General features: G+C 49.2%; 22 protein-coding genes. 17 read left to right on the plus strand and 5 right to left on the minus strand.

What is annotated here, in order from left to right:
- Positions 1 to 83: 83 nt before the first annotated feature.
- From kbl to glpG, 4 genes are read left to right on the plus strand one after another with little or no spacing between them, the layout of a single operon-like run.
- Complete coding sequence (gene kbl / locus CDA54_RS16415; RefSeq protein ID WP_099036128.1) at positions 84 to 1,280, plus strand: glycine C-acetyltransferase; 1,197 nt, start codon at positions 84 to 86, stop codon at positions 1,278 to 1,280.
- The gene (gene tdh / locus CDA54_RS16420) at positions 1,277 to 2,302 is read left to right on the plus strand and encodes an L-threonine 3-dehydrogenase (protein WP_099036129.1); all 1,026 of its coding nucleotides are present in this window, start codon (positions 1,277 to 1,279) and stop codon (positions 2,300 to 2,302) included. Before kbl ends, tdh begins: the two co-directional genes overlap by 4 nt.
- Positions 2,302 to 2,625 carry a thiosulfate sulfurtransferase GlpE gene (gene glpE / locus CDA54_RS16425; RefSeq protein ID WP_099036130.1) on the plus strand — a complete coding sequence of 108 codons (324 nt, stop codon included), beginning with the start codon at positions 2,302 to 2,304 and terminating at the stop codon, positions 2,623 to 2,625. Before tdh ends, glpE begins: the two co-directional genes overlap by 1 nt.
- Entirely contained in the window at positions 2,625 to 3,473 is an 849-nt protein-coding gene (glpG, locus tag CDA54_RS16430) for a rhomboid family intramembrane serine protease GlpG (RefSeq protein ID WP_099036131.1), read from the plus strand. Before glpE ends, glpG begins: the two co-directional genes overlap by 1 nt.
- On the opposite strand, the gene CDA54_RS16435 is transcribed toward glpG, so the two are convergent.
- Entirely contained in the window at positions 3,470 to 3,799 is a 330-nt protein-coding gene (locus tag CDA54_RS16435; RefSeq protein WP_229748202.1) for a flagellar basal body-associated protein FliL, read from the minus strand. The two genes, glpG and CDA54_RS16435, sit on opposite strands and share 4 nt — an antisense overlap.
- A 254-nt stretch (positions 3,800 to 4,053) precedes the next feature.
- On the opposite strand from CDA54_RS16435, the gene CDA54_RS16440 reads away from it, so the two are divergent.
- Both CDA54_RS16440 and ubiA read left to right on the plus strand, forming a co-directional pair.
- Entirely contained in the window at positions 4,054 to 4,590 is a 537-nt protein-coding gene (locus CDA54_RS16440) for a chorismate--pyruvate lyase family protein (RefSeq protein WP_280523531.1), read from the plus strand.
- Position 4,591: 1 nt separating this feature from the next.
- Positions 4,592 to 5,443 carry a 4-hydroxybenzoate octaprenyltransferase gene (gene ubiA / locus CDA54_RS16445; protein WP_099036134.1) on the plus strand — a complete coding sequence of 284 codons (852 nt, stop codon included), beginning with the start codon at positions 4,592 to 4,594 and terminating at the stop codon, positions 5,441 to 5,443.
- A gap of 53 nt (positions 5,444 to 5,496) precedes the next feature.
- On the opposite strand, the gene plsB is transcribed toward ubiA, so the two are convergent.
- Complete coding sequence (gene plsB, locus CDA54_RS16450) at positions 5,497 to 7,929, minus strand: glycerol-3-phosphate 1-O-acyltransferase PlsB (protein WP_099036135.1); 2,433 nt, start codon at positions 7,927 to 7,929, stop codon at positions 5,497 to 5,499.
- Positions 7,930 to 8,097: 168 nt separating this feature from the next.
- Between plsB and lexA the strand changes: the two genes are divergently transcribed.
- From lexA to CDA54_RS16475, 5 genes are all read left to right on the plus strand, one after another.
- A complete protein-coding gene (lexA, locus tag CDA54_RS16455; protein WP_099036136.1) occupies positions 8,098 to 8,724 on the plus strand; it encodes a transcriptional repressor LexA in 627 nt (208 codons plus the stop codon).
- Positions 8,725 to 9,072: 348 nt separating this feature from the next.
- Entirely contained in the window at positions 9,073 to 10,179 is a 1,107-nt protein-coding gene (gene coxB / locus CDA54_RS16460; protein WP_373286112.1) for a cytochrome c oxidase subunit II, read from the plus strand.
- Between the two features lie 10 nt (positions 10,180 to 10,189).
- Positions 10,190 to 11,779 carry a cytochrome c oxidase subunit I gene (gene ctaD, locus CDA54_RS16465; RefSeq protein WP_099036138.1) on the plus strand — a complete coding sequence of 530 codons (1,590 nt, stop codon included), beginning with the start codon at positions 10,190 to 10,192 and terminating at the stop codon, positions 11,777 to 11,779.
- 4 nt (positions 11,780 to 11,783) lie between these two features.
- Positions 11,784 to 12,344, plus strand: a complete 561-nt coding sequence (locus CDA54_RS16470) for a cytochrome c oxidase assembly protein (RefSeq protein WP_099036139.1) — start codon at positions 11,784 to 11,786, stop codon at positions 12,342 to 12,344.
- A gap of 12 nt (positions 12,345 to 12,356) precedes the next feature.
- On the plus strand, positions 12,357 to 13,238 hold the full coding sequence (locus CDA54_RS16475) for a cytochrome c oxidase subunit 3 (RefSeq protein ID WP_099036180.1): 882 nt from the start codon (positions 12,357 to 12,359) through the stop codon (positions 13,236 to 13,238).
- 34 nt (positions 13,239 to 13,272) lie between these two features.
- On the opposite strand, the gene CDA54_RS16480 is transcribed toward CDA54_RS16475, so the two are convergent.
- Positions 13,273 to 13,485 carry a DUF2909 domain-containing protein gene (locus tag CDA54_RS16480; RefSeq protein WP_099036140.1) on the minus strand — a complete coding sequence of 71 codons (213 nt, stop codon included), beginning with the start codon at positions 13,483 to 13,485 and terminating at the stop codon, positions 13,273 to 13,275.
- Between the two features lie 72 nt (positions 13,486 to 13,557).
- Between CDA54_RS16480 and CDA54_RS16485 the strand changes: the two genes are divergently transcribed.
- From CDA54_RS16485 to CDA54_RS16505, 5 genes are read left to right on the plus strand one after another with little or no spacing between them, the layout of a single operon-like run.
- Positions 13,558 to 14,226 (plus strand): SURF1 family protein, encoded by a 669-nt coding sequence (locus tag CDA54_RS16485; protein WP_268235343.1) that lies wholly within the window; start codon positions 13,558 to 13,560, stop codon positions 14,224 to 14,226.
- Positions 14,216 to 14,767 carry a hypothetical protein gene (locus CDA54_RS16490; RefSeq protein ID WP_099036142.1) on the plus strand — a complete coding sequence of 184 codons (552 nt, stop codon included), beginning with the start codon at positions 14,216 to 14,218 and terminating at the stop codon, positions 14,765 to 14,767. Before CDA54_RS16485 ends, CDA54_RS16490 begins: the two co-directional genes overlap by 11 nt.
- Positions 14,768 to 14,777: 10 nt before the next feature.
- A complete protein-coding gene (locus tag CDA54_RS16495) occupies positions 14,778 to 15,755 on the plus strand; it encodes a COX15/CtaA family protein (protein WP_099036143.1) in 978 nt (325 codons plus the stop codon).
- An 8-nt stretch (positions 15,756 to 15,763) separates the two neighbouring features.
- Positions 15,764 to 16,678, plus strand: coding sequence for a heme o synthase (gene cyoE / locus CDA54_RS16500; RefSeq protein WP_099036144.1), 915 nt, complete (start codon positions 15,764 to 15,766; stop codon positions 16,676 to 16,678).
- A complete protein-coding gene (locus CDA54_RS16505; protein WP_099036145.1) occupies positions 16,675 to 17,304 on the plus strand; it encodes an SCO family protein in 630 nt (209 codons plus the stop codon). Before cyoE ends, CDA54_RS16505 begins: the two co-directional genes overlap by 4 nt.
- A gap of 15 nt (positions 17,305 to 17,319) precedes the next feature.
- On the opposite strand, the gene CDA54_RS16510 is transcribed toward CDA54_RS16505, so the two are convergent.
- On the minus strand, positions 17,320 to 18,384 hold the full coding sequence (locus CDA54_RS16510; RefSeq protein WP_099036146.1) for a polysaccharide deacetylase family protein: 1,065 nt from the start codon (positions 18,382 to 18,384) through the stop codon (positions 17,320 to 17,322).
- 21 nt (positions 18,385 to 18,405) lie between these two features.
- Between CDA54_RS16510 and CDA54_RS16515 the strand changes: the two genes are divergently transcribed.
- Positions 18,406 to 19,773, plus strand: coding sequence for an MATE family efflux transporter (locus CDA54_RS16515; protein ID WP_308427858.1), 1,368 nt, complete (start codon positions 18,406 to 18,408; stop codon positions 19,771 to 19,773).
- Between the two features lie 17 nt (positions 19,774 to 19,790).
- Here CDA54_RS16515 and nfuA read toward each other — a convergent pair whose 3' ends face one another.
- Complete coding sequence (gene nfuA, locus CDA54_RS16520; RefSeq protein WP_099036147.1) at positions 19,791 to 20,366, minus strand: Fe-S biogenesis protein NfuA; 576 nt, start codon at positions 20,364 to 20,366, stop codon at positions 19,791 to 19,793.
- Between the last annotated feature and the right edge of the window lie 161 nt (positions 20,367 to 20,527).

The raw sequence follows: 20,527 nt of genomic DNA on the forward strand, positions 1-20,527 counted from the left end.
GTGAATTTATGCTTCAGCTCTATACCTTTGTCCATCATCTCTTTTACAATGACTGCATTAAGCTAACGGTTACGGAGCAGCAAATGAATCAAGGTTTCAACGACTACCTGCAACAGCAACTGGATGACATCAGTGAGCAGGGCTTGTTTAAAAGCGAGCGTATTATCAGTTCACAGCAACAGGCGGATATCCGTCTTACCGGCTCAGAGCACGTACTTAATTTTTGCGCCAATAACTATCTTGGGCTGGCTAATCATCCGGATTTGATTGAAGCAGCTAAGGCAGGCCTCGACACACACGGCTTCGGTATGGCCTCTGTACGCTTCATTTGTGGTACTCAGGACATTCATAAACAACTGGAAACCAGGCTGAGTGACTTCCTGGGAATGGAAGACACTATTTTATATTCATCCTGTTTCGATGCGAATGCAGGCCTTTTTGAGACGTTGCTGGGCCCTGAAGATGCGATCATTTCCGATGCACTCAATCATGCCAGCATCATCGACGGTGTGAGGCTATGTAAGGCAAAACGTTACCGTTATGCTAACAATGACATGGCCGATCTCGAAGAAAAGTTACAGCAGGCGCAGGCGGACGGAGCCCGTTATAAGATGATCGCCACCGATGGGGTATTCTCTATGGATGGTGTTATCGCCAGGTTAAATGAGGTTTGTGATCTGGCCGATAAATACAATGCGCTGGTTATGGTGGATGATTCGCATGCAGTAGGGTTTGTCGGCGAACAGGGCCGGGGCAGCCATGAATATTGTGACGTGATGGGGCGGGTAGATATTCTTACCGGCACACTGGGTAAGGCCCTGGGGGGCGCTTCCGGTGGATATACATCGGCAAGTAAAGAAATGGTGAGCTGGTTACGTCAGCGCTCTCGACCTTACCTGTTTTCTAATTCACTGGCTCCGGCGATTGTTTCTGCTTCGATCACCGTTCTGGATATGCTCTCAAGTGGTGGCGAACTGCGCAAGACTCTCAAAGATAACAGCCAATACTTCCGCCAACGCATGACCGAAGCTGGGTTCGAACTGGCAGGTGCCGATCATGCCATTATTCCGGTAATGTTAGGTGATGCGCGACTGGCCAGCGAGATGGCAGAAAAAATGCTGGCCAAAGGCATTTATGTGGTGGGCTTTTCTTTCCCTGTTGTACCTAAAGGCCAGGCACGCATACGCACGCAGATGTCTGCGGCTCATACTAAAGCGCAACTGGACCAAGCCATCGACGCCTTTATTGAAGTGGGTAAAGAACTGGGAGTCATTTCATGAAAGCCCTGTCTAAATTACATTCAAAGCCAGGTATCTGGCTGACAGAAACCGAAAAGCCCCAAGTGGGGCACAATGATCTGCTAATCAGAATCCGTAAAACCGCAATCTGTGGAACGGATATGCATATTTACCACTGGGATGAATGGTCACAGGCGACTATTCCTGTTCCTATGGTTGTGGGTCACGAATATGTAGGTGAAGTGGTGGAAATGGGCCAGGAAGTGACGGGTTTTGCAGTCGGAGACCGGGTTTCCGGCGAGGGCCATATTACCTGCGGACATTGCCGCAATTGTCGCGCGGGTCGCAGGCACTTGTGCCGCAACACCTTCGGTGTTGGTGTGAACCGGCCGGGCGCATTCGCTGAGTATCTGGTGATACCGGCCTTCAACGCTTTTAAGATTCCGTCGCATATTTCTGATGAGCTGGCTTCTGTTTTTGACCCCTTTGGTAATGCAGTACATACCGCATTGTCATTTGATTTGGTGGGGGAGGATGTATTGATCACCGGCGCCGGTCCTATCGGCATTATGGCTGCAGCCGTCGCCCGCCATGTGGGGGCACGCCATGTAGTAATCACTGATGTGAATGAATACCGTCTCGAGCTGGCTCAGAAAATGGGGGCAACCCGGGTGGTTAATGTCAGCAAGGAAAAGCTGGCAGATGTGATGGATGAACTGGGAATGACCGAGGGGTTCGATGTGGGACTGGAAATGTCCGGTGTTGCTTCGGCCTTTCGTGAGATGCTTGCCAAGATGAACCATGGTGGCAAAGTTGCCATGTTAGGCATCCCCTCCGGAGACACAGCCATTGACTGGAATCAGGTTATATTCAAAGGTTTGGTTATCAAGGGAATCTATGGCCGGGAAATGTTTGAAACCTGGTATAAGATGGTCAGCCTGATAGAGAGTGGCCTGGATCTGAGTCCGGTGATTACGCATAAATTTGACATTGATGAATTTGAGAAAGGGTTTGAGACGATGGCCTCAGGTCAGTCCGGAAAAGTTATTCTGAGTTGGCAGTAATGGAGCAGTTTCGACATATCGATATTCTTTCCGCGAAACAAAAGCTGGAAGCCGGAGACGTGGCGCTGGTGGATATCCGGGATCCTCAATCCTACGGTGCGGCGCATATTGAAGGTGCGACCTACCTCAACAATGACAATTTGCAGCGCTTTATGGACGATACACCGTTAACCACCCCGGTGATCGTCTGTTGTTATCATGGTAACAGCAGTCAGCAGGCTGCGCAGTTTCTGGTTCAGCAAGGATACCACGAGGTTTACTCTCTGGACGGTGGCTTTGAAGCCTGGCGATTGCAGTTTCCATTTGTCAGCTCCGCGCCCTGATGCCGCAATTGATTGCTTTTGCCCGTGAACGGGATGCGAGATTATTAGCCAATTATCTTCAGCTAAATGGAATCACCGTATCCTATCAGCTGGACGAAGGAGAACATCCTCATAGCCTGGTTCTTATGCACGAGAGTCAGCTGGCGCAGGCGCGCACTCTGGTGGAAGAGTTTATCCGCAATCCACAGGATAAGAAATACCAGCAAGCGGCCTGGCAACAAGGCAGCATCGTTTCAATGCAGGCTTCAGGACAAAAATCTTTGCTGCCGCTGCTCAGAAAAGGGCTACTCAGTCCACTTACCAGCATTGTTCTGGCTCTGTGCTTGCTGGTTTACCTGGCCAGTGTATTGGGCTGGTTCGCTCCCTTGCACCAGGTATTGATTTTTCAGCCATTGTCGCAACTGGCAGAGACACACCAGTGGTGGCGGCTTTTAGGGCCGGCGTTTATGCATTTTTCTGTACTGCATATTGTGTTTAATCTGCTGTGGTGGGGTGTGCTGGGAACGCAAATTGAACAGCGCCTGGGTAGCATAAACTTACTGCTGATTTTCCTGTTCACTGCCATTTTCTCAAACTATGCTCAGTACCTCGCTTCAGGTCCGAATTTTGGTGGCTTGTCAGGCGTGGTTTACGGTGTGATGGGGTTTGTCTGGTGGTGCGGTATATTACGCCCTGCCTGGGGTCTTTCTCTCTCTAAGCCGTTGGTGGGCTTTATTCTGATTTGGCTGATACTGGGTTATACAGATATGCTGTGGGTAAAAATGGCCAACACGGCGCACACAGTGGGATTACTCACCGGTTGTGTTTTGGCTCTGGTTTACACACGATTTGGTAAAAATCGCTCCTAACCCTGATACAGGTATTTGGTGAAAATCACATCTTTGACGATTTCAGAGCCGGTTTCACGTTTCATTTGTTCGCGAAGGGTTTGCAGACACAGTTGCCGGATCTCCTCGCGCCCGGTCAGAGATTTTATTTTCTCCTCCGGTTGACGGCCGAAAATATCAATGGTGGTCGAGCGCAAAAGGGGACTATGGTGCGCGACAACTTCAAGCTGAGATTCATCTTCCAGCATCAGTTCGACGGTTACCCTGACATAACCGAGTTTGCGGCTACTGGTGCTGAGATAGTTGGTTACAATGTCGGGTTCAAGACCGAAATAGGCATAGGCCATCGCAGCCCTATGACTACAGGTTAAAGCTATAACGATGCTTATTATCAGCCACTTGTTGCGCAACATAGTAATTTTATCCGTTTAATGCTGTGTGTTCATGGTATCAGCAATTGCCGGTGTCGAACCAGAAACTGTCGCAAAAACATAGGTGATCCCTGGTATTTGCCGCTAAGCAGGCGCAAAGGTATCATGCTGACTCCCTTATCGACCCGATTAGCAATTTGTTGAATTTAACAACGGCATTTCCATTAACTTTGAGCACACAGTGGTTTCAGCCACAGGACTGCCCGGTGCCTGATTTCCATCTGAAGAACTGGTTGCTGGACACTGGTTCGTTGACAGAACGACTACAAGCACATTGCCGCGATTTTCGTGTTCGCGTGTTAGGCCAGCAGCCTGCCCCATTACTGGATAATGAACAGGAACTGATGGGGCATGACACACCCTATGTCGTCAGAGAAGTATTATTGTGCGCTGAGCAAACCCCCTGGGTGTTTGCTCGTTCTTTGCTGCCCAGCGCGTTATGTGAAACCGGTGGTGGCGAGTTATCGGCATTGGGTGATAAGCCTCTTGGACGACTGCTTTTTAATGACCCACGCTTTATACGGCAGCCTTTTCAGCTTACCTGTATTCAACCCAGGAACAAGCTCCAGCAACAACTGAGACTTGCTGGAAGTCAGACTCTGTGGGGCAGGCGGTCAGTGTTTTTGTTTCAGCAGTGGCGACTGATGGTAGCCGAGGTCTTTCTGCCCCAATGTCCGGCTTATAAACTGATGGGAAGGACTATCTGAGATGAGTCGGTTCAGTGGTTATATCCGCCTGATGCGTGTCGACAAACCGATAGGTATTTATTTATTACTGTGGCCTACCTACTGGGCCTTGTGGCTGGCAGAAATGGGCACGCCCCACTGGTCGTTGCTGATCATTTTTACCGCAGGAGTGTTTCTGATGCGTGCTGCGGGGTGCGTCATTAATGATTACGCAGATCGCCACATTGACGGCCAGGTCAGACGCACGGCTCAGCGGCCCATTGTTGCCGGAGAAGTGATGTCACGCCAGGCCCTGATTCTGTTCTTTGTTCTGATTGCGTTGTCCTTTGCGCTGGTATTACTGCTTAACTGGCAGACCATTCTGCTTTCTGTTGGTGCGTTGTTTCTGGCTGCCTGTTATCCCTTTATGAAGCGTTATACCCATTTACCTCAGGTGGTATTGGGAGCAGCTTTCAGCTGGGCGATTCCTATGGCCTTTATGGCAACAAGCGAAGGATTACCCTGGTGGAGCTGGATATTGTACCTGGCCAATCTATTATGGATTGTTGCCTATGACACCCAGTACGCGATGGTGGACAGGGAAGATGATCTGTTGATTGGAGTGAAATCCACAGCAATATTGTTTGGTCGTTATGACAGGCTAATTATCGCATTGATGCAGATGCTTAGTGTGTCTTTGCTGGTATGGCTGGGTATGCTGCTGAGCCTGGGAGCCGCTTATTATCTTGCCTGTGCTGGTTGCGCAATGCTGGTGGGCTATCAACAATATTTGATCGCCGACCGGGATCGGGAAAAATGTTTTCGGGCCTTTTTAAATAACCACTATTTTGGCCTGCTGCTGACACTGGGGCTGATTGGCTCACTGAGTTTTTAATCTAAAGTAATCTGCTCAATCATTCTGGCTTTCATCCGATACTGCAAGGTGGATCATAAATGCGTGAGTTTTTGAGCTACGTCCGGTGATATCCGGTACATAATCAGCGCCTGCAGGTCAGCACTTTGCTCTGAATACTGCAAAGCGCCTTCTGTGCTGGCATCTACCAGCTTGTTATCTTTAAGTGACTGGATGAAAGCAGAGAACAGGTTTTTGTCGTAAAACTCCGGCGCATCGATGCCGGTAATCGTGCATAAATGCTCTGCTAACTGACGACTTTGTTTTTCCAGCTCCGAACGACTTAATGCTTTCTCGCGTTCAAGTACGGTCAACACCATGGCATACCGTTGCAGCGTAGGTTGCACGGTGCGATTAAGTATAGCCAGAGTACCAAAGCCACTTCCGGTATGCTCAGTGGCCATCATTTTCCGACCCTGCTGGCGAATAAGCCCCAGGTTTTTCATGGTTGCGATCAGTACTTCTGTATGTTCTTCAGCCTGCTCCGCAGACATATAGATAAACAACTCTTTGCTCAGCAATGGATAGAGCCTGGCGACGGTGGCAAGCACCTGCTTTTTTTCGGCGCCCTTACCGGCTATACAGGATGCGAGCAAACCCGGCAGAGCAAACAGATGCAAAATATTGTTCCGATAGTAAGTCTGGGTGACCGCCGCGCGTTCATCCAGTGAAATAATGCGTCCGAAGCTGTCTTGTTGCACCTGAAGCTTATTCAGCGCCAGGGTATTGTTCAACATTTCAGCGCCGCTGATCTTTGGAATTACACAGAGTTCACTATAGGGAGCCTCGCGCAAGAGCTGCAACAAATGATCCAGGTTGGTGGTCAGTTCTGACTCAGAGGCTGTATGGTTTTTACTGGCTAAAAGGCTCAACGATACCAGAGACATCCCGCTGACCGATGCTGCCTGGTTAATCCGACACATTACCTGATTCGCGAGATGATTCACTGTTGGCGTCAGCCAGGACGGTTTTTTATCCTGGACTTCCTGCATATCTTCGCGCCACTTTGGCACCTGCCGGTCCAGATACTGATTCAGGGATATAGGCTCGCCAAAACTGAGAAAGCCATGACCATAGTTTTTTAACTTTTTGATTGCAGAGAAGACCTGCAGAAACGATTCTTTTTTCTTTTTCTTGCCCTTGAGTTCATTCAGATAGCTACCCAGTTCCATAACATTTTCGTAGCCCAGATACACTGGCACAATGCTCACAGGACGTTTGACACCTTTGAGCATGGCCTGAAGGGTCATCGCCAGCATGCCGGTTTTCGGAGGCAGCAGCCTCCCAGTGCGACTTCTCCCGCCCTCCGGGTAATACTTTACCGGGTAGCCACGTTCAAAGAGCAGCTCAAGGTATTCTCTGAATACCGAAGTGTAGAGTTTATTGCCAGCAAAACTGCGCCGCAGAAAGAAGGCTCCGCCTCGTCTGAAGATACCACCGACGGGCCAGAAATTAAGGTTTATGCCGGCAGCAATATGCGGCGTGGCTAATCCTTCATGATAAATAACATAGGTTAGCAGCAGGTAATCCATATGGCTTCGATGACAAGGCACGTAAATGATCTCATGGCCCTTTTGTGCCAGTTCACGAACCCTGGCCGCATGACTGACTTCGATTCCGTTGTAGATTTTGTTCCAGACTCTTGTCAGCAGTCGGTCACCAAAGCGAATAATGCCTTCACGATAATCGGCTGCGATTTCTTTTAAGTAGCTTGCTGCACGGTCTCTGGCTTGTTGTGGAGACAGTTTTTTACTGTGTTGCTCTTCAATAATGGCCTGTTTGACAGCCTTGCTACCCAGAACCGCATTTCGCAACTGATGTTTGTCAATGCTTGTGGGACCAGTCATTGACTGAATTTTGCGGTGAAAGTGAGTCCTGGCAACACGGATAAGCTTATGAGCCACGGAAGAGGGCCCGCCGGTCTCTTGCACTACTCTTTGTGAGGAGACTGCCCGGCTGAAACTGACAAAATTATCCCGGCCGAGAAACAAAACAATAAACAGCTTCCTTAACCAGCTTGGCGAGGCTCTGTCAGCAAGTAAATCTGACCATCCTGGGTTGGATTTCTCCGGGGCCCGGCCCCAGAACACGGATACGGGAAGAATCTGTACGTCCAGTTCCGGATGCGTCTGTTGTAACTCCAGTATCCGCACAAACTGCTGATGCACATCTGTACTGCGCACCTGGCGACTGACGAGTCCCTGAGGCTGCTCCAGATAGAGGCATGCCGGGATCACTGCGCCGGCAAGCTTAACTTCCTGCAGTGGATCCGAAAGCCCGGATTGTCTGGTCGCTTTTTGCAATGCGACCAAATCGGTCGCCGAATGAGTATGCAACAGATAAATGATGGGCTTGGCTTTATCTATACCCAGCTCTTCAAAGAGGTTCGCGGGGATCACTTTCGTCGTTACCAGCAATCTGGTGGGCAGGCTGATTATGGCCAACAGTAACCTTTGCAACCAGTGCATCAGGGCAATTCCTCTGGGAAAATTAATCGGCATAAATTTGGCGAAAGCATAGCACGAGGAGGAAAACTTGTCTCAGGGTACCCGAGGAGGTGTTTTGTTGAGGTTCAGACTTGCACCATTAAAATAACTGGATATACTGACAGTTAAACTGTATGGAAAAACAGGCTTATGCGCGCTTTAACACCCAGACAAGAAGAAGTTCTCCAACTTATTAAAGATACCATGGTGCAAACCGGGATGCCGCCCACACGGGCAGAAATCGCCAGAACACTGGGGTTTCGTTCTGCCAATGCAGCGGAGGAGCACCTGAAGGCCCTGGCCCGAAAAGGCGTGATAGAAATATTGCCGGGTACATCCAGAGGGATTCGTCTGAATATGCCTCTTGAAGAGCCGGTAGTGGAGGAAGGATTACCCCTGATCGGCAGGGTTGCCGCTGGTGAGCCGATTCTTGCACAGGAAAATATAGAGTCACACTATCAGGTCGCGCCGGACTTGTTTAAGCCCAGGGCAGACTACTTGTTGCGGGTACAAGGCATGAGTATGAAAGATATCGGCATTCTCGATGGTGATTTGTTGGCAGTGCACAGGACTCTGGACGTGCACAACGGGCAGGTAGTGGTTGCCAGAGTGGATGATGAGGTGACCGTTAAACGCCTGGAGCGGCGTGGAAGAAGTGAAATTCTGTTGCATGCAGAAAATCAGGATTTTGCACCGATCAAAGTGGACCTCGCTTCGCAGCCTTTTAGTATTGAAGGTATTGGGGTGGGAATTATTCGCAACGCGGACTGGCTCTAAGCAAAATTTCTGCTTATCAGCCAACTGAGGTTCGGTTTTCCTGCAAAAACCGCTTTCCTTTTTCTTCCACTCTCAAATACTAATCAAATTAATAAGTTAGCCCTTTCGGGCTAACACATCTTTATCGCCTAAATGTTGAGCGGTTGATTGACCCAAGTGCAGAAAATGCTGGACTCGACCCCCCTGGTTGAGTAATTCTTATACGTTGCAACAATCTTATAACAATGGCATGACATCATTTTTATATTTGATGTGTGTCACTGCCCGATGCAGCCGTACGACGTTGCGTTGGGCTGAGTTCATTTCTGACAGAGGAGACGTCACGTGGGCAAAGGTGTCTTGACCGCGATCTGTGCGACTTTAGCAAGCAGTGTCGCTGTCGCTGAACGTTCCGATATAAACCTTCGTAAAGGGGTGACGGACATTAGCGAGCAGGTTTATGGCCTGCATATGACGATTTTTTACATCTGTGTGGTTATCGGTGTACTGGTGTTTGGCGCCATGCTATATGCGATGATTTTTCACCGTAAGTCGAAAGGGGCCAAGCCCGCGAACTTTCATGAGAGTGTGAAAGTTGAGGTGGCATGGACCATTGTGCCATTCCTGATTCTTGTCGGCATGGCGGTACCTGCGGCTAAAACACTGATTGCCATGGAAGACACTACTGAAGCAGATGTGACGATCCTGGTCACTGGCTCCCAATGGAAGTGGCATTACAAATACATGGATCATGAAGTGGATTACTTTTCCTTGCTGGCTACCCAACAGGAGCAAATCACCAATAAATTCGATAAGGGTGAAAATTATCTGCTTGAGGTAGACAGACCACTGGTTATTCCCACTGGCCAGAAAGTCCGTTTCCTGATCACCTCTGATGACGTTATTCACTCCTGGTGGGTACCTGACTTTGCGATTAAGAAAGATGCCAACCCGGGCTTTATTAATGAAGCCTGGACCAAGGTTAATGAACCCGGACTCTATCGTGGCCAGTGTGCCGAGTTGTGTGGTAAAGACCACGGCTTTATGCCCGTTGTTGTGATTGCCAAAGAGCCGGCTGAATATGAACGCTGGATTGCCGAGCAGGAGCAGAAGCAACTTAAAGCTAAAGAGAAAGAGCAGAAAATGTTGGCCATGAATATGGAAATGGAAGAGCTGATGGATGTAGGTAAACAGGTTTATCAGTCTGCCTGTGCAGCTTGCCATATGCCTAATGGCGAAGGGCTTCCTGGGGTATTCCCAGCTCTTAAAGGCAGCGATGTGGCACTGAACGATATGCCCAAGCATATCGATGTAGTTGTCAACGGCGTGCCCGGCACGGCAATGCAGGCTTTTGCAAAGCAGCTGAGTCTGAAAGAGCTGGCGGCTGTTATCACTTATGAACGTAATGCCTGGGGTAATGACACCGGAGAAACGGTGCAGGCAAAAGACGTTAACGCATTAATCACTGGCAACTAGGAGGATTATGATGAGTAGTGTTGCAGACGATCTTCATCATGATGAGCATCATGACCACAAGCCAGCGGGAATTATGCGTTGGCTGCTAACGACAAACCACAAAGACATCGGTACCTTATATCTGTGGTTCGCTTTTATCATGTTCCTGGTGGGCGGTGCCATGGCAATGGTGATCCGTGCAGAGCTGTTTCAGCCGGGTTTGCAGATTGTTGAGCCCAATTTTTTCAATCAGATGACCACAGTCCATGGTCTGATCATGGTATTCGGTGCGGTTATGCCAGCCTTCACGGGTCTGGCAAACTGGATGGTGCCGCTGATGATCGGTGCGCCAGATATGGCATTGCCGCGAATGAACAACTGGAGCTTCTGGATTCTGCCCGGCGCATTCCTGATTTTGCTTTCTTCGCTATTCCTTGAAGGTGGTGGTCCGAATTTTGGTTGGACCTTCTACGCGCCGCTTTCAACTACATTCAGCAATGACAGTACCGCACTGTTTGTGTTTTCAGTCCATATCATGGGCATATCGTCGATCATGGGTGCGATCAACGTTATCGTAACGATCTTCAATATGCGTGCACCAGGTATGACCTGGATGAAAATGCCCATGTTTGTGTGGACCTGGCTGATTACCGCCTTCTTGCTGATAGCGGTCATGCCGGTTCTTGCTGGCGCAGTTACGATGGTACTGACCGACAAGTATTTTGGTACCAGTTTCTTTGACGCTGCTGGTGGTGGTGATCCGGTAATGTTCCAGCATATTTTCTGGTTCTTCGGTCACCCTGAGGTATATATAATGATTTTGCCGGCTTTCGGCATTATCTCTCATATTGTGCCGACCTTTTCACGTAAAAGACTGTTTGGTTATTCATCCATGGTCTATGCCACGGCATCGATAGCACTGTTGTCCTTTATCGTGTGGGCTCACCATATGTTTACCACCGGTATGCCGCTGTTTGCTGAAATGTTCTTTATGTTTGCTACCATGCTTATCTCGGTGCCTACCGGGGTCAAAGTATTTAACTGGGTGGCGACAATGTGGCGAGGCTCGATCAGCTACGAAATGCCGATGATGTTTGCCCTGGCTTTCATCGTACTCTTTACGATCGGTGGCTTTTCAGGACTGATGCTGGCGATTACGCCGGTGGATTTCCAGTATCACGATACCTATTTTGTTGTGGCGCACTTCCACTATGTACTGGTAACCGGTGCGGTCTTCTCTATTATGGCGGCGGTGTATTACTGGCTGCCTAAATGGTGTGGCAAGATGTATGACGTGACCCTGGCAAAATGGCATTTCTGGTGCTCTATGATATCCGTTAACCTGCTGTTCTTCCCGATGCACTTTGTCGGGCTGGCCGGTATGCCTCGTCGTATTCCGGATTACGCCTTGCAGTTTGCGGATTTCAACAAATGGATCAGTATCGGTGGTTTTGCCTTCGGTCTGTCTCAGTTGATTTTCCTGGCTCTGGTGATCAAAGCCAGCCGCAAGATCGGGGAGCCCGCTACTGCTCAGGTTTGGGACGGTGCCGAAGGGCTGGAATGGGAAGTGCCGTCACCGGCGCCTTACCATACCTTCGAAACGCCTCCTGAGGTGAAGTAGACCAATGACACAGCCGTCGCAGAGCAATAATAATCGAATGGTGATCAAGCTGGTGGCAATTGTCATCGGCATGTTCGGCTTCGGCTTTGCGCTGGTGCCTTTGTATGATGTGTTTTGTGATATCACAGGCATCAACGGGAAGACCAACCCTTATGCGGCCACATACGATGTCAATACGGATGTGGATACCAGCCGTGAGATTACGGTGGAATTTATTACCCGCAATCAATCCGGTATGGTGTGGGATTTTGAAGCCCGCACCAAGCGTATTACGGTTCATCCCGGTGAACTCAACACCGTGGAGTTTTATGTCAAAAACCCTACGGCAAAAGACATTGTGGGCCAGGCGATTCCGTCGGTGTCGCCTGGTACCGCAGCGTTATACCTGAACAAAACGGAGTGCTTCTGTTTTGAACAACAGCCACTGCAGGCCGGGGAAGAAGCCCTGATGCCAATGCAGTTTTATGTGGATCCTCAGTTACCTGAGGATATTAAGGTTTTTACTCTGTCCTATACGTTGTATGACGTGACAGGGACATCTTCTGTGGCAATGAACCGCGGCTAAATGGAGAGCGACATGTCAGAGCAACAATACGAAAAATATTATGTACCGGAGCAGAGCGTCTGGCCTATTGTAGGCGCAGTTGCGCTGTTTCTGATTGCCGTCGGTGCCGGTAACTTTGTGGTTGAATCCACAAAGGGTAAAGAGGGTTATGGTGGCTGGATACTCACCGCGGGTTTGGTAGTTTTGCTGGTGATGCTGATAGGCTGGTTCCGGGATCAGATTGAAGAGTCCATGGCCGGTAAATATAGCGCACAGTTGGGCCGCTCATATCGTCAGGGAATGAGTTGGTTTATTTTCTCTGAGATAATGTTCTTTGCTGCTTTCTTCGGGGCACTGTTTTATACGCGCATGATTGCTGTGCCGTGGTTGGCGGGAGAGTCGAATAATGCGATGACCAATGAAGTACTTTGGCCCGGTTTCGAGGCCATGTGGCCGCTCACGCAAACGCCAGGCGGAACCACCACCCAGGCTATGGGATGGATGGGATTACCTTTGGTCAATACTGCAATACTGCTGATTTCTTCGGTAACCGCACATTTTGCACATGTTGCGCTTGAAGAAGGAAAGCGCGCTCGTCTGAAGCTGTTTCTGGGGATTACCATTGTTCTTGGTCTGATCTTCCTGTTTCTTCAGGTAGAAGAGTACGTTCATGCATACCGTGATTTGGGGCTGATGCTGACTTCCGGTGTATATGGCAATACGTTCTTTATGCTCACCGGCTTTCATGGCTTACATGTCACACTGGGTACACTGATGCTAATCATCATGTTTTTCAGGGTACTCAAGGGGCATTTTGACAAAGAAAACCAGTTTGCCTTCCAGGCTACCAGTTGGTACTGGCACTTTGTTGATGTGGTGTGGGTAATTCTGTTTGTATTTGTATATATTATCTAAGCTGATAAGGCTCCTGTAAGCGGGAGCCTTGCTTTTAATAAGGGCGGGGATTCGGAGTAATCCAGCCCATTGCCAGAGCGAGCAATAGCAATAACATAATCAGTGCCGAAGTTAATACGCGACGACCAATAAATTTGGTCATAGATTGTTGTTGGTCAGGGTCACTACTAAGCATGATTTTCATAGCCCGGAAAAGGTTAAAGACCATAAAAGCCAACATACAGACAACAATAATTTTTACTAACAAGTCTCTTCTCCTATTGTGCTAAATCGACTCAGTCAACTCCCTGTAATTGCCACCATATTGACACTAATTGCTGTGGGTGTCATGACCTGGTTGGGGTTTTGGCAATTGGATAGAGCTGAGCAAAAGCAACAGCGAGCAAAACAAATAGAACATCGTCAGCAGCAGAGATACAGTTCCTTGAGTGAACTTCTTCGTCTGGACAGCGATATTCGGGATTTTCCGTTGCAGGTAACTGGTCGTCTTGACCAGGAAAGACCCTTGTTGTGGGATAATCGTATCTATGAGGGACAAGTGGGCTACGAAGTGTTGGCAGTATTAATGACATCCGAAGGTAATTTGTTGGTTAATTTGGGCTGGACCCCTGCCCCTAAGTATCGAAGCGCCTTGCCAGATGTTGAGTTACCTGACGGCCTGCTGACGCTACAGGGGGTTGTAACCCAGCCACAGTCGAATCCGATGATTCGGGAGAATGAAACGTTAAACCGGCAATGGCCCCGGCGCATTCAGCAGCCTGATCTTGAAAAACTGGAAAGCATGCTCTCTGTGTCACTGCTGCCCTTTGCTTTGCAGGTAAGTGATACCAGCGCGTTCGGGTATAGTAATAACTGGAAACCTGTGGTGATGCCTGCGCAAAAACATTATGGCTATGCTGTACAATGGTTTGGGCTGGCTTTGGCCTGTATGGTTATATTTGTGGTAGCTCTTTATAAAAAGAAGAAGGGAAAAGTGGATGAAGCTTAAGTCCAGTAAGAAGACGTTAATGTTGGTGCTGCTGGCGTTTATTGTGCCGGTGATTTTAGCCAAGCTGGCTTTGGAATTCGACTGGTTTAATAAGGGCGCCACTAATCATGGTGAATTGCTGAATCCGGTACGAGACCTCTCCGGCATAGACAGTCAGGCAAAGTGGCGCATCCTTTATCGTCTGCCGGAGCATTGTGATGCTACGTGCGATAACGCCCTGTATAGTATCAGTCAGGTGTGGAAGGCGTTGGGACGCAAACAGGACAGGGCAGAAGCAGTAGTCGTTGCAACCGTTCAGGGTGCAGAAAGCCAGCGTAACGAGCTGGCCGGGTATCCCACTATCAGACTGGTGACCACCTCTGCAGAAAAGATCGAACAGGTTTTTGAAGGCCACGCCGGTGACGGTATTTTTCTGGTGGATACCCTGAACAATGTCATTTTGCATTACCCTGTGGCATCCGAAAGAGAACAGGCGGTGTTGGACAGCCGCGATATACTGTCTGACTTACTCAAACTACTGAAATTGTCGCGCATAGGCTAGGGGAAGATAGATGAAAAAACTGGTGCTGGCTTCGCTTATCCTTGCTGTTTTAGTTGTTGCTCTGGGTGCTTATACGCGCCTTACCGACGCAGGTCTGGGCTGCCCTGACTGGCCCGGTTGTTACGGCTTTTTGTCGGTACCCAAACAGGAAGCGCATATAGAGCAGGCGGTTCAGGCGTTTCCCGAGCGCCCCTTCGAGGCACACAAAGCCTGGAATGAAATGATTCACCGCTATTTTGCCGGAGCGCTGGGACTGTTTATTCTGGTTATTGCCCTGCTCAGTTTGTTTAACCGGCAACCTAACAGACCGCTGAAATTGCCGTTGGTGCTGTTGTGCCTGGTGGTTTTTCAGGGGGTGTTAGGGATGTGGACTGTGACCATGAAACTTCAGCCTATAGTGGTTATGGGTCACTTGCTGGGCGGCTTTACGGTCTTATCCTGCCTGTTTCTGCTGTATTTACGCCTGACTAATTATCGAATACCTGGAGGTGACGCCGGATTACGCCCTCTTGCCCGTTATGGCGTCCTGGGTATGTTGATAGTATTTGCTCAGATAGCATTTGGCGGGTGGGTGTCGGCGAATTATGCTGCTCTTGCCTGTACACAATTGCCGGTTTGTGAGGCTGGCTGGATGGAAAAACTGGATTTTGCCGGTGCCTTCTCGATTGGTGAAGCCCATGACTATGAGTTCGGTACACACAGTTATGCGGAGCGTATGACAATGCATGTGGTACACCGTTTCGGGGCACTTATCACCTTTATTTATCTGTGCTGGTTGGCAATAAAGCTTTATGCTCGTGCTTCATCCTCTTTGTTTAAACAGTTGTCAATCACTCTGGTGCTGGTATTAGGTCTGCAGGTGGCGTTAGGAATCAGTAATGTTGTCTTTAGTCTGCCCTTGTGGGTGGCAGTGGCACACAATATAGTAGGGGCCAGTTTGTTACTGGTGTTGGTCATGCTCAATTACAGTCTGTACAGAAAAACTTAGGAGGCACAATGGCTAAATCAGTCACCGCGACACAGCCTCATCAATCTCATTCCCGCGCATCATGGCGGGACTATTATGAAATGACTAAACCCAATGTGGTGCTGTTGTTGTTGCTCACCGCTTTGGTTGGAATGTGTCTGTCCACATCAGGTTGGTTGCCCCTGCAACCACTGGTAGCAGGGTTGTTCGGTATAGGTGCCTTATCTGCCGCCGCTGCTGTGATTAACCATGTAATGGACAGACGCATTGATGCTCAGATGGCAAGAACCTTCAATCGGCCAGTACCTAAAGGCAAAGTCAGCCCCAGAAGGGCGTTAATATTTGCTACGTTAATGGCATTTGCAGGGTATCTGGTACTGGATTTATGGGTCAATCGTTTAACCGCGTTGTTGACCCTGGCGAGCCTGGTGGGTTACGCCATGATATATACCATGTATCTTAAACGCGCCACGCCGCAGAATATAGTGATTGGTGGCCTTGCAGGTGCAGCTCCTCCTTTACTTGGCTGGACAGCGATTACCGGTGAAGTCCACCCGTATGCATTATTACTGGTGTTGATTGTTTTTATATGGACCCCGCCGCATTTCTGGGCTCTGGCAATACACAGAGAAAAGGATTATGCGCGCGCAAAAATTCCTATGTTACCGGTGACCCATGGCGTTGAGTTCACTAAAACCTCAGTCTTGCTGTATACCATACTGCTGGCAATTGTCTGTTTAATGCCCTACCTGGTAGGGATGACAGGAATTATCTATTTTGCCGGTTCCAGTTTACTGAATGTGGGTTTTCTCTATTACGCACTAAAGCTTAAATTTAATGCCGATGAAGACACTGCCATGCAGACTTTCAGGTTTTCCATCGTGCACCTGATGGTACTGTTTCTTGTATTGCTCGTGGATCATTACTTTAAGATTAATTTATGAAACAGAAACTGCTTATTGCTGTAGCTCTGATTGTTGCTTTGGCAGGGGGAATTTATCTGTCAGTCAATCTCGCTCCGCCACAGTCTGCTGAGCACGCCAAACTTTATCCACAGCCCCGGGCTCTGCCAGACTTCACCTTAGTGAACCACAATGGTGAGCCTTTTGGTCGGGAGACTTTTGAAGGCCACTGGACACTGGTATTCACCGGGTACACCTATTGCCCGGATATTTGTCCTACTACCCTTGCTGAACTGAAAAGCATTTATCCTCAACTACAACAATTAGACAGCGATTACCCCATTCAGGTAATGTTGCTTTCGGTCGACCCTAAACGGGATACTCCGGAGCGGCTAAAAGAGTATATTAGCTTTTTCAACCCGGAGTTTCTGGCCGCGACCGCAGAGCACACCGAGCTTTTTCCATTTGTGCGTGCTCTGGGCATGATGTACGCCATGTCTGATAGTACCGATAACCCTGACTATCTGGTGGATCACAGTGCGTCTGTTGTGATCATTAATCCACAAGCACAGGTGATAGGACGCTTTACCCCGACTCTGATGCCGGGTGAGATGGCGGTGGTGAATCCACAGCATATCCTTAAAGATATGCCATTTATCATCAATTAAAGGCTCACACTATATTTAGTCGAGCCACTTACCTTCTTTTGTCGCGACAAAAAATGGCTGTGAATGCCAGTAATAGCGTTTTGGATTTTGCTTGCTGGGGGCTGTGCAGTTAACTCTGCTGCGGCCGGGGTCTAGCGGCTCACTGATTGCCAACTGAAACCTGTCTGGCTCTACCCATTCCGGATCCATCGGCTGGCCTTTAAAGTAACACGCAACCTGTGCCGGGCGGATATCGTCTAAATCTATACGAATAGTCCATTGTGGGGTTCTATCGCTGTACTCAAGTTCAGGGTCTGTTGGCTGGGAAAGTACGGGCATGGCCAGACTGTTGAGTTTGACCTTAAGGGTTTTCAGGTTCGCGTATAAACCTGCAGCAGGGTAGCGGGGCAAGGCTGTGAAGTCACTGTATGGGGCTACCGCACCGGATTGTTGTGCAAATCCCACATAGCCCATGTCTTCCAGCAGCGTCTGAACAGCGCTGTTGTACTCGCCAAAGGGGTAAGCGAGATATTTAAGGCTGTATCCCAGCTTCTGTTCGAGCTTCTCCTCTGCCTTTTGAATATCCTGTTTCAGATCCGCCAGCCATTGCTTACTATTTTTTCCTTTGCGATCGAGCAGGTGAGCATGATCGTCCGTATGATTGGCAAACCAAACACCCTCATTTTTCATCTGCCGCACTTCTTCCCAGGTTAACTGATGGGCTTCTTTCCCGATCAACGCCGGATTGATAAAAATGGTGTAGTTAAAGCCATACCGCTTCAGAATAGGGTGCGCGTTCTCCAATATGTTCTGATAGCCATCATCGAAAGTGATGGCCACCGCGTTTTCAGGCAGAGCCTCATTTCCCCTGAGGCTGGCTATCAGATCAGGCAAAGGCACAACAGTATGGTTATTAGCGACATATTGCATATGCGTAGCGAATTGTTCAGGTGTCACTGAGGTAATAGCAGGCGTCTGCTCACTGACATGGTGATATTGCAGTATGCTGGCGTGCTTGTTATGAGGCGTGGTCATACCGGGGGCTGAAAACAGTATAACCAGCAACATTGCCAGAAGGGCTGGCATTTTACGTGTCGACATTAGATCATCACCTGTATATCAATGCGTTTACCCCAAGAGCTTACTTTGTCTGTGAACCGGCGCAACCCTTTTGTATTTCTGCTCAGTAGCAAAGCTGAACATCACCGTTTGCTGTATATCGCCCTGCCGATGATTCTGAGTAATATTACCAACCCATTGCTGGGCATGGTGGATACCGCCATCATCGGCCACCTTGATGGAACATTCTTTCTTGCCGGTACCGCCGTGGCCACGATGGTCATTACTCAGATCTACTGGGTTTGCGGTTTTTTGAGGATGTCAGCAACCGGCCTCAGCGCTCAGGCGAGAGGAGAGCGTGATACAACAGCAGGTTCCAGGGTTTTCTATCAATTACTTATGCCAGCCGTTCTGATTGGTGTATTGATGATCCTGTTTCAGGGCGTGTTGATCCAGATTGCGGGTTACTTCGCTGAGGCCAGCATCAGGGTCAATGAAGTTATCGGCGCCTATATCGGTATTCGCGTATGGGGAGCGCCGGCAGCTCTGGCAAATTTAATGCTGGTGGGCTGGCTGGTAGGTCAACAACATACCAGATTAGTTATGCTGATCCAGATACTGGGTAATTTGCTCAATGCAATACTGAGCCTTTTCCTGGCAATAGGCCTTGGCTGGGGGGTTGAGGGGGTCGCCGCGGCTACTGTTGTGGCTGAGTATGCAATCTTCATTGCGTCATTCTATGTTGTAATGCGCAATACTGGTTGGCGCGGCCCAAGATTCGAATGGTTCAGGCTACAAATCTATCGGCAGGTGCTGGATTTGAACAGGGATATTTTCCTGCGAAATCTGGCGTTGCAAGTCACCATCGCCTTTCTGACCTTTCAGGGCGCCAGACTGGGTGAGGATATCGTTGCAGTAAACGCGTTGCTAATGCAGTTTTTTGTTATTACCGCGCTGGGACTGGACGGCATTGCTTACGGGGTAGAGGCATTGGTGGGCGAGAGCAAAGGGGCCGGGGCGAGACAGCAACTGCACGACCGGGTGCGGGTGGGCCTGTTCTGGTCAGCGTTGCTGGCAGTAGTGTACAGTCTGTTTTTTATTCTGTTCGACTCGGTAATTATTGCTCTGCTTACAGACCTGGCGCCATTAAGGCAACTGGCAACAGCGTTTTTGCCTTACATCTGGGTAATGCCTTTGCTGGCACATTGGTGCTTCCTGATGGATGGCGTATTTATCGGTCTGACCCGGGGGAAAGCGATGCGAAATAGCATGCTGTTTTGTACGCTGGCTGTGTTTTTCCCTCTTTGGTGGCTGACTTCTGCTCTTGGAAATCACGCCTTGTGGTTGGCATTTCTTGGCTTTCTGCTTGCACGAGGGGTGAGTCTGGGATGGCTCTACTTACGCTTATTCAGACAGCAGGCGCTGTTATAGCCTGCTGCCAGGACGTTTTAGTAGTAAGAATGTTCGCCTGCCTCATGCTCCGTGGCATCCACCACACCCGTCAGTTCGGGAAACTGTGCCAGCATCTGTTTCTCGACACCTTCTTTGAGTGTCACATCTACCATTGAACAGCCGTTACAGCCGCCGCCGAACTGCAATACGGCTTTTCCTGCCGGCGTGATTTCCATCAGCATAATCTTACCGCCATGGCTGGCGAGCTGGGGATTAATTTCCGCGTCTATCATATAGTTGAGGCGTTCCATCAGTGGCGCGTCATCGTCCACTTTGCGCACTTTGGCATTCGGGGCTTTAAGGGTAAGTTGTGAGCCCATCTGATCAGTTACAAAGTCAATTTCTGCTTCTTCCAGAAAAGGCGCGCTGTCCTGATCTACTACCGCATCAAAACCATCAAAAGACAGGCGGGTATCGCTTTCTTCCACCGCATCGCCGGGACAATAAGACACACCACATTCGGCGCTGGGTGTTCCGGGGTTGACCACAAACACGCGGATATTGGTGCCAGGATCCTGCTTGCTTAGTAATTTACAAAAATGGGCCTGTGCCGGTTCAGATATCTGAATCATAATGCTACCTCCAGAATGAGATGTAATGGCATTATGATATCAAAGATTACTTGAGTAAAACACTCAAGTATCGGATAAGTTGTACCGTTAGTGCTTCAGGTTACAGAATAATGAGACCAAGTCGCCGGCTTTTGCTGTGGTCTCACTGGAACTGAACAAAA

Source organism: Lacimicrobium alkaliphilum, from assembly GCF_002591895.1.
Lineage (GTDB): Bacteria > Pseudomonadota > Gammaproteobacteria > Enterobacterales > Alteromonadaceae > Lacimicrobium > Lacimicrobium alkaliphilum.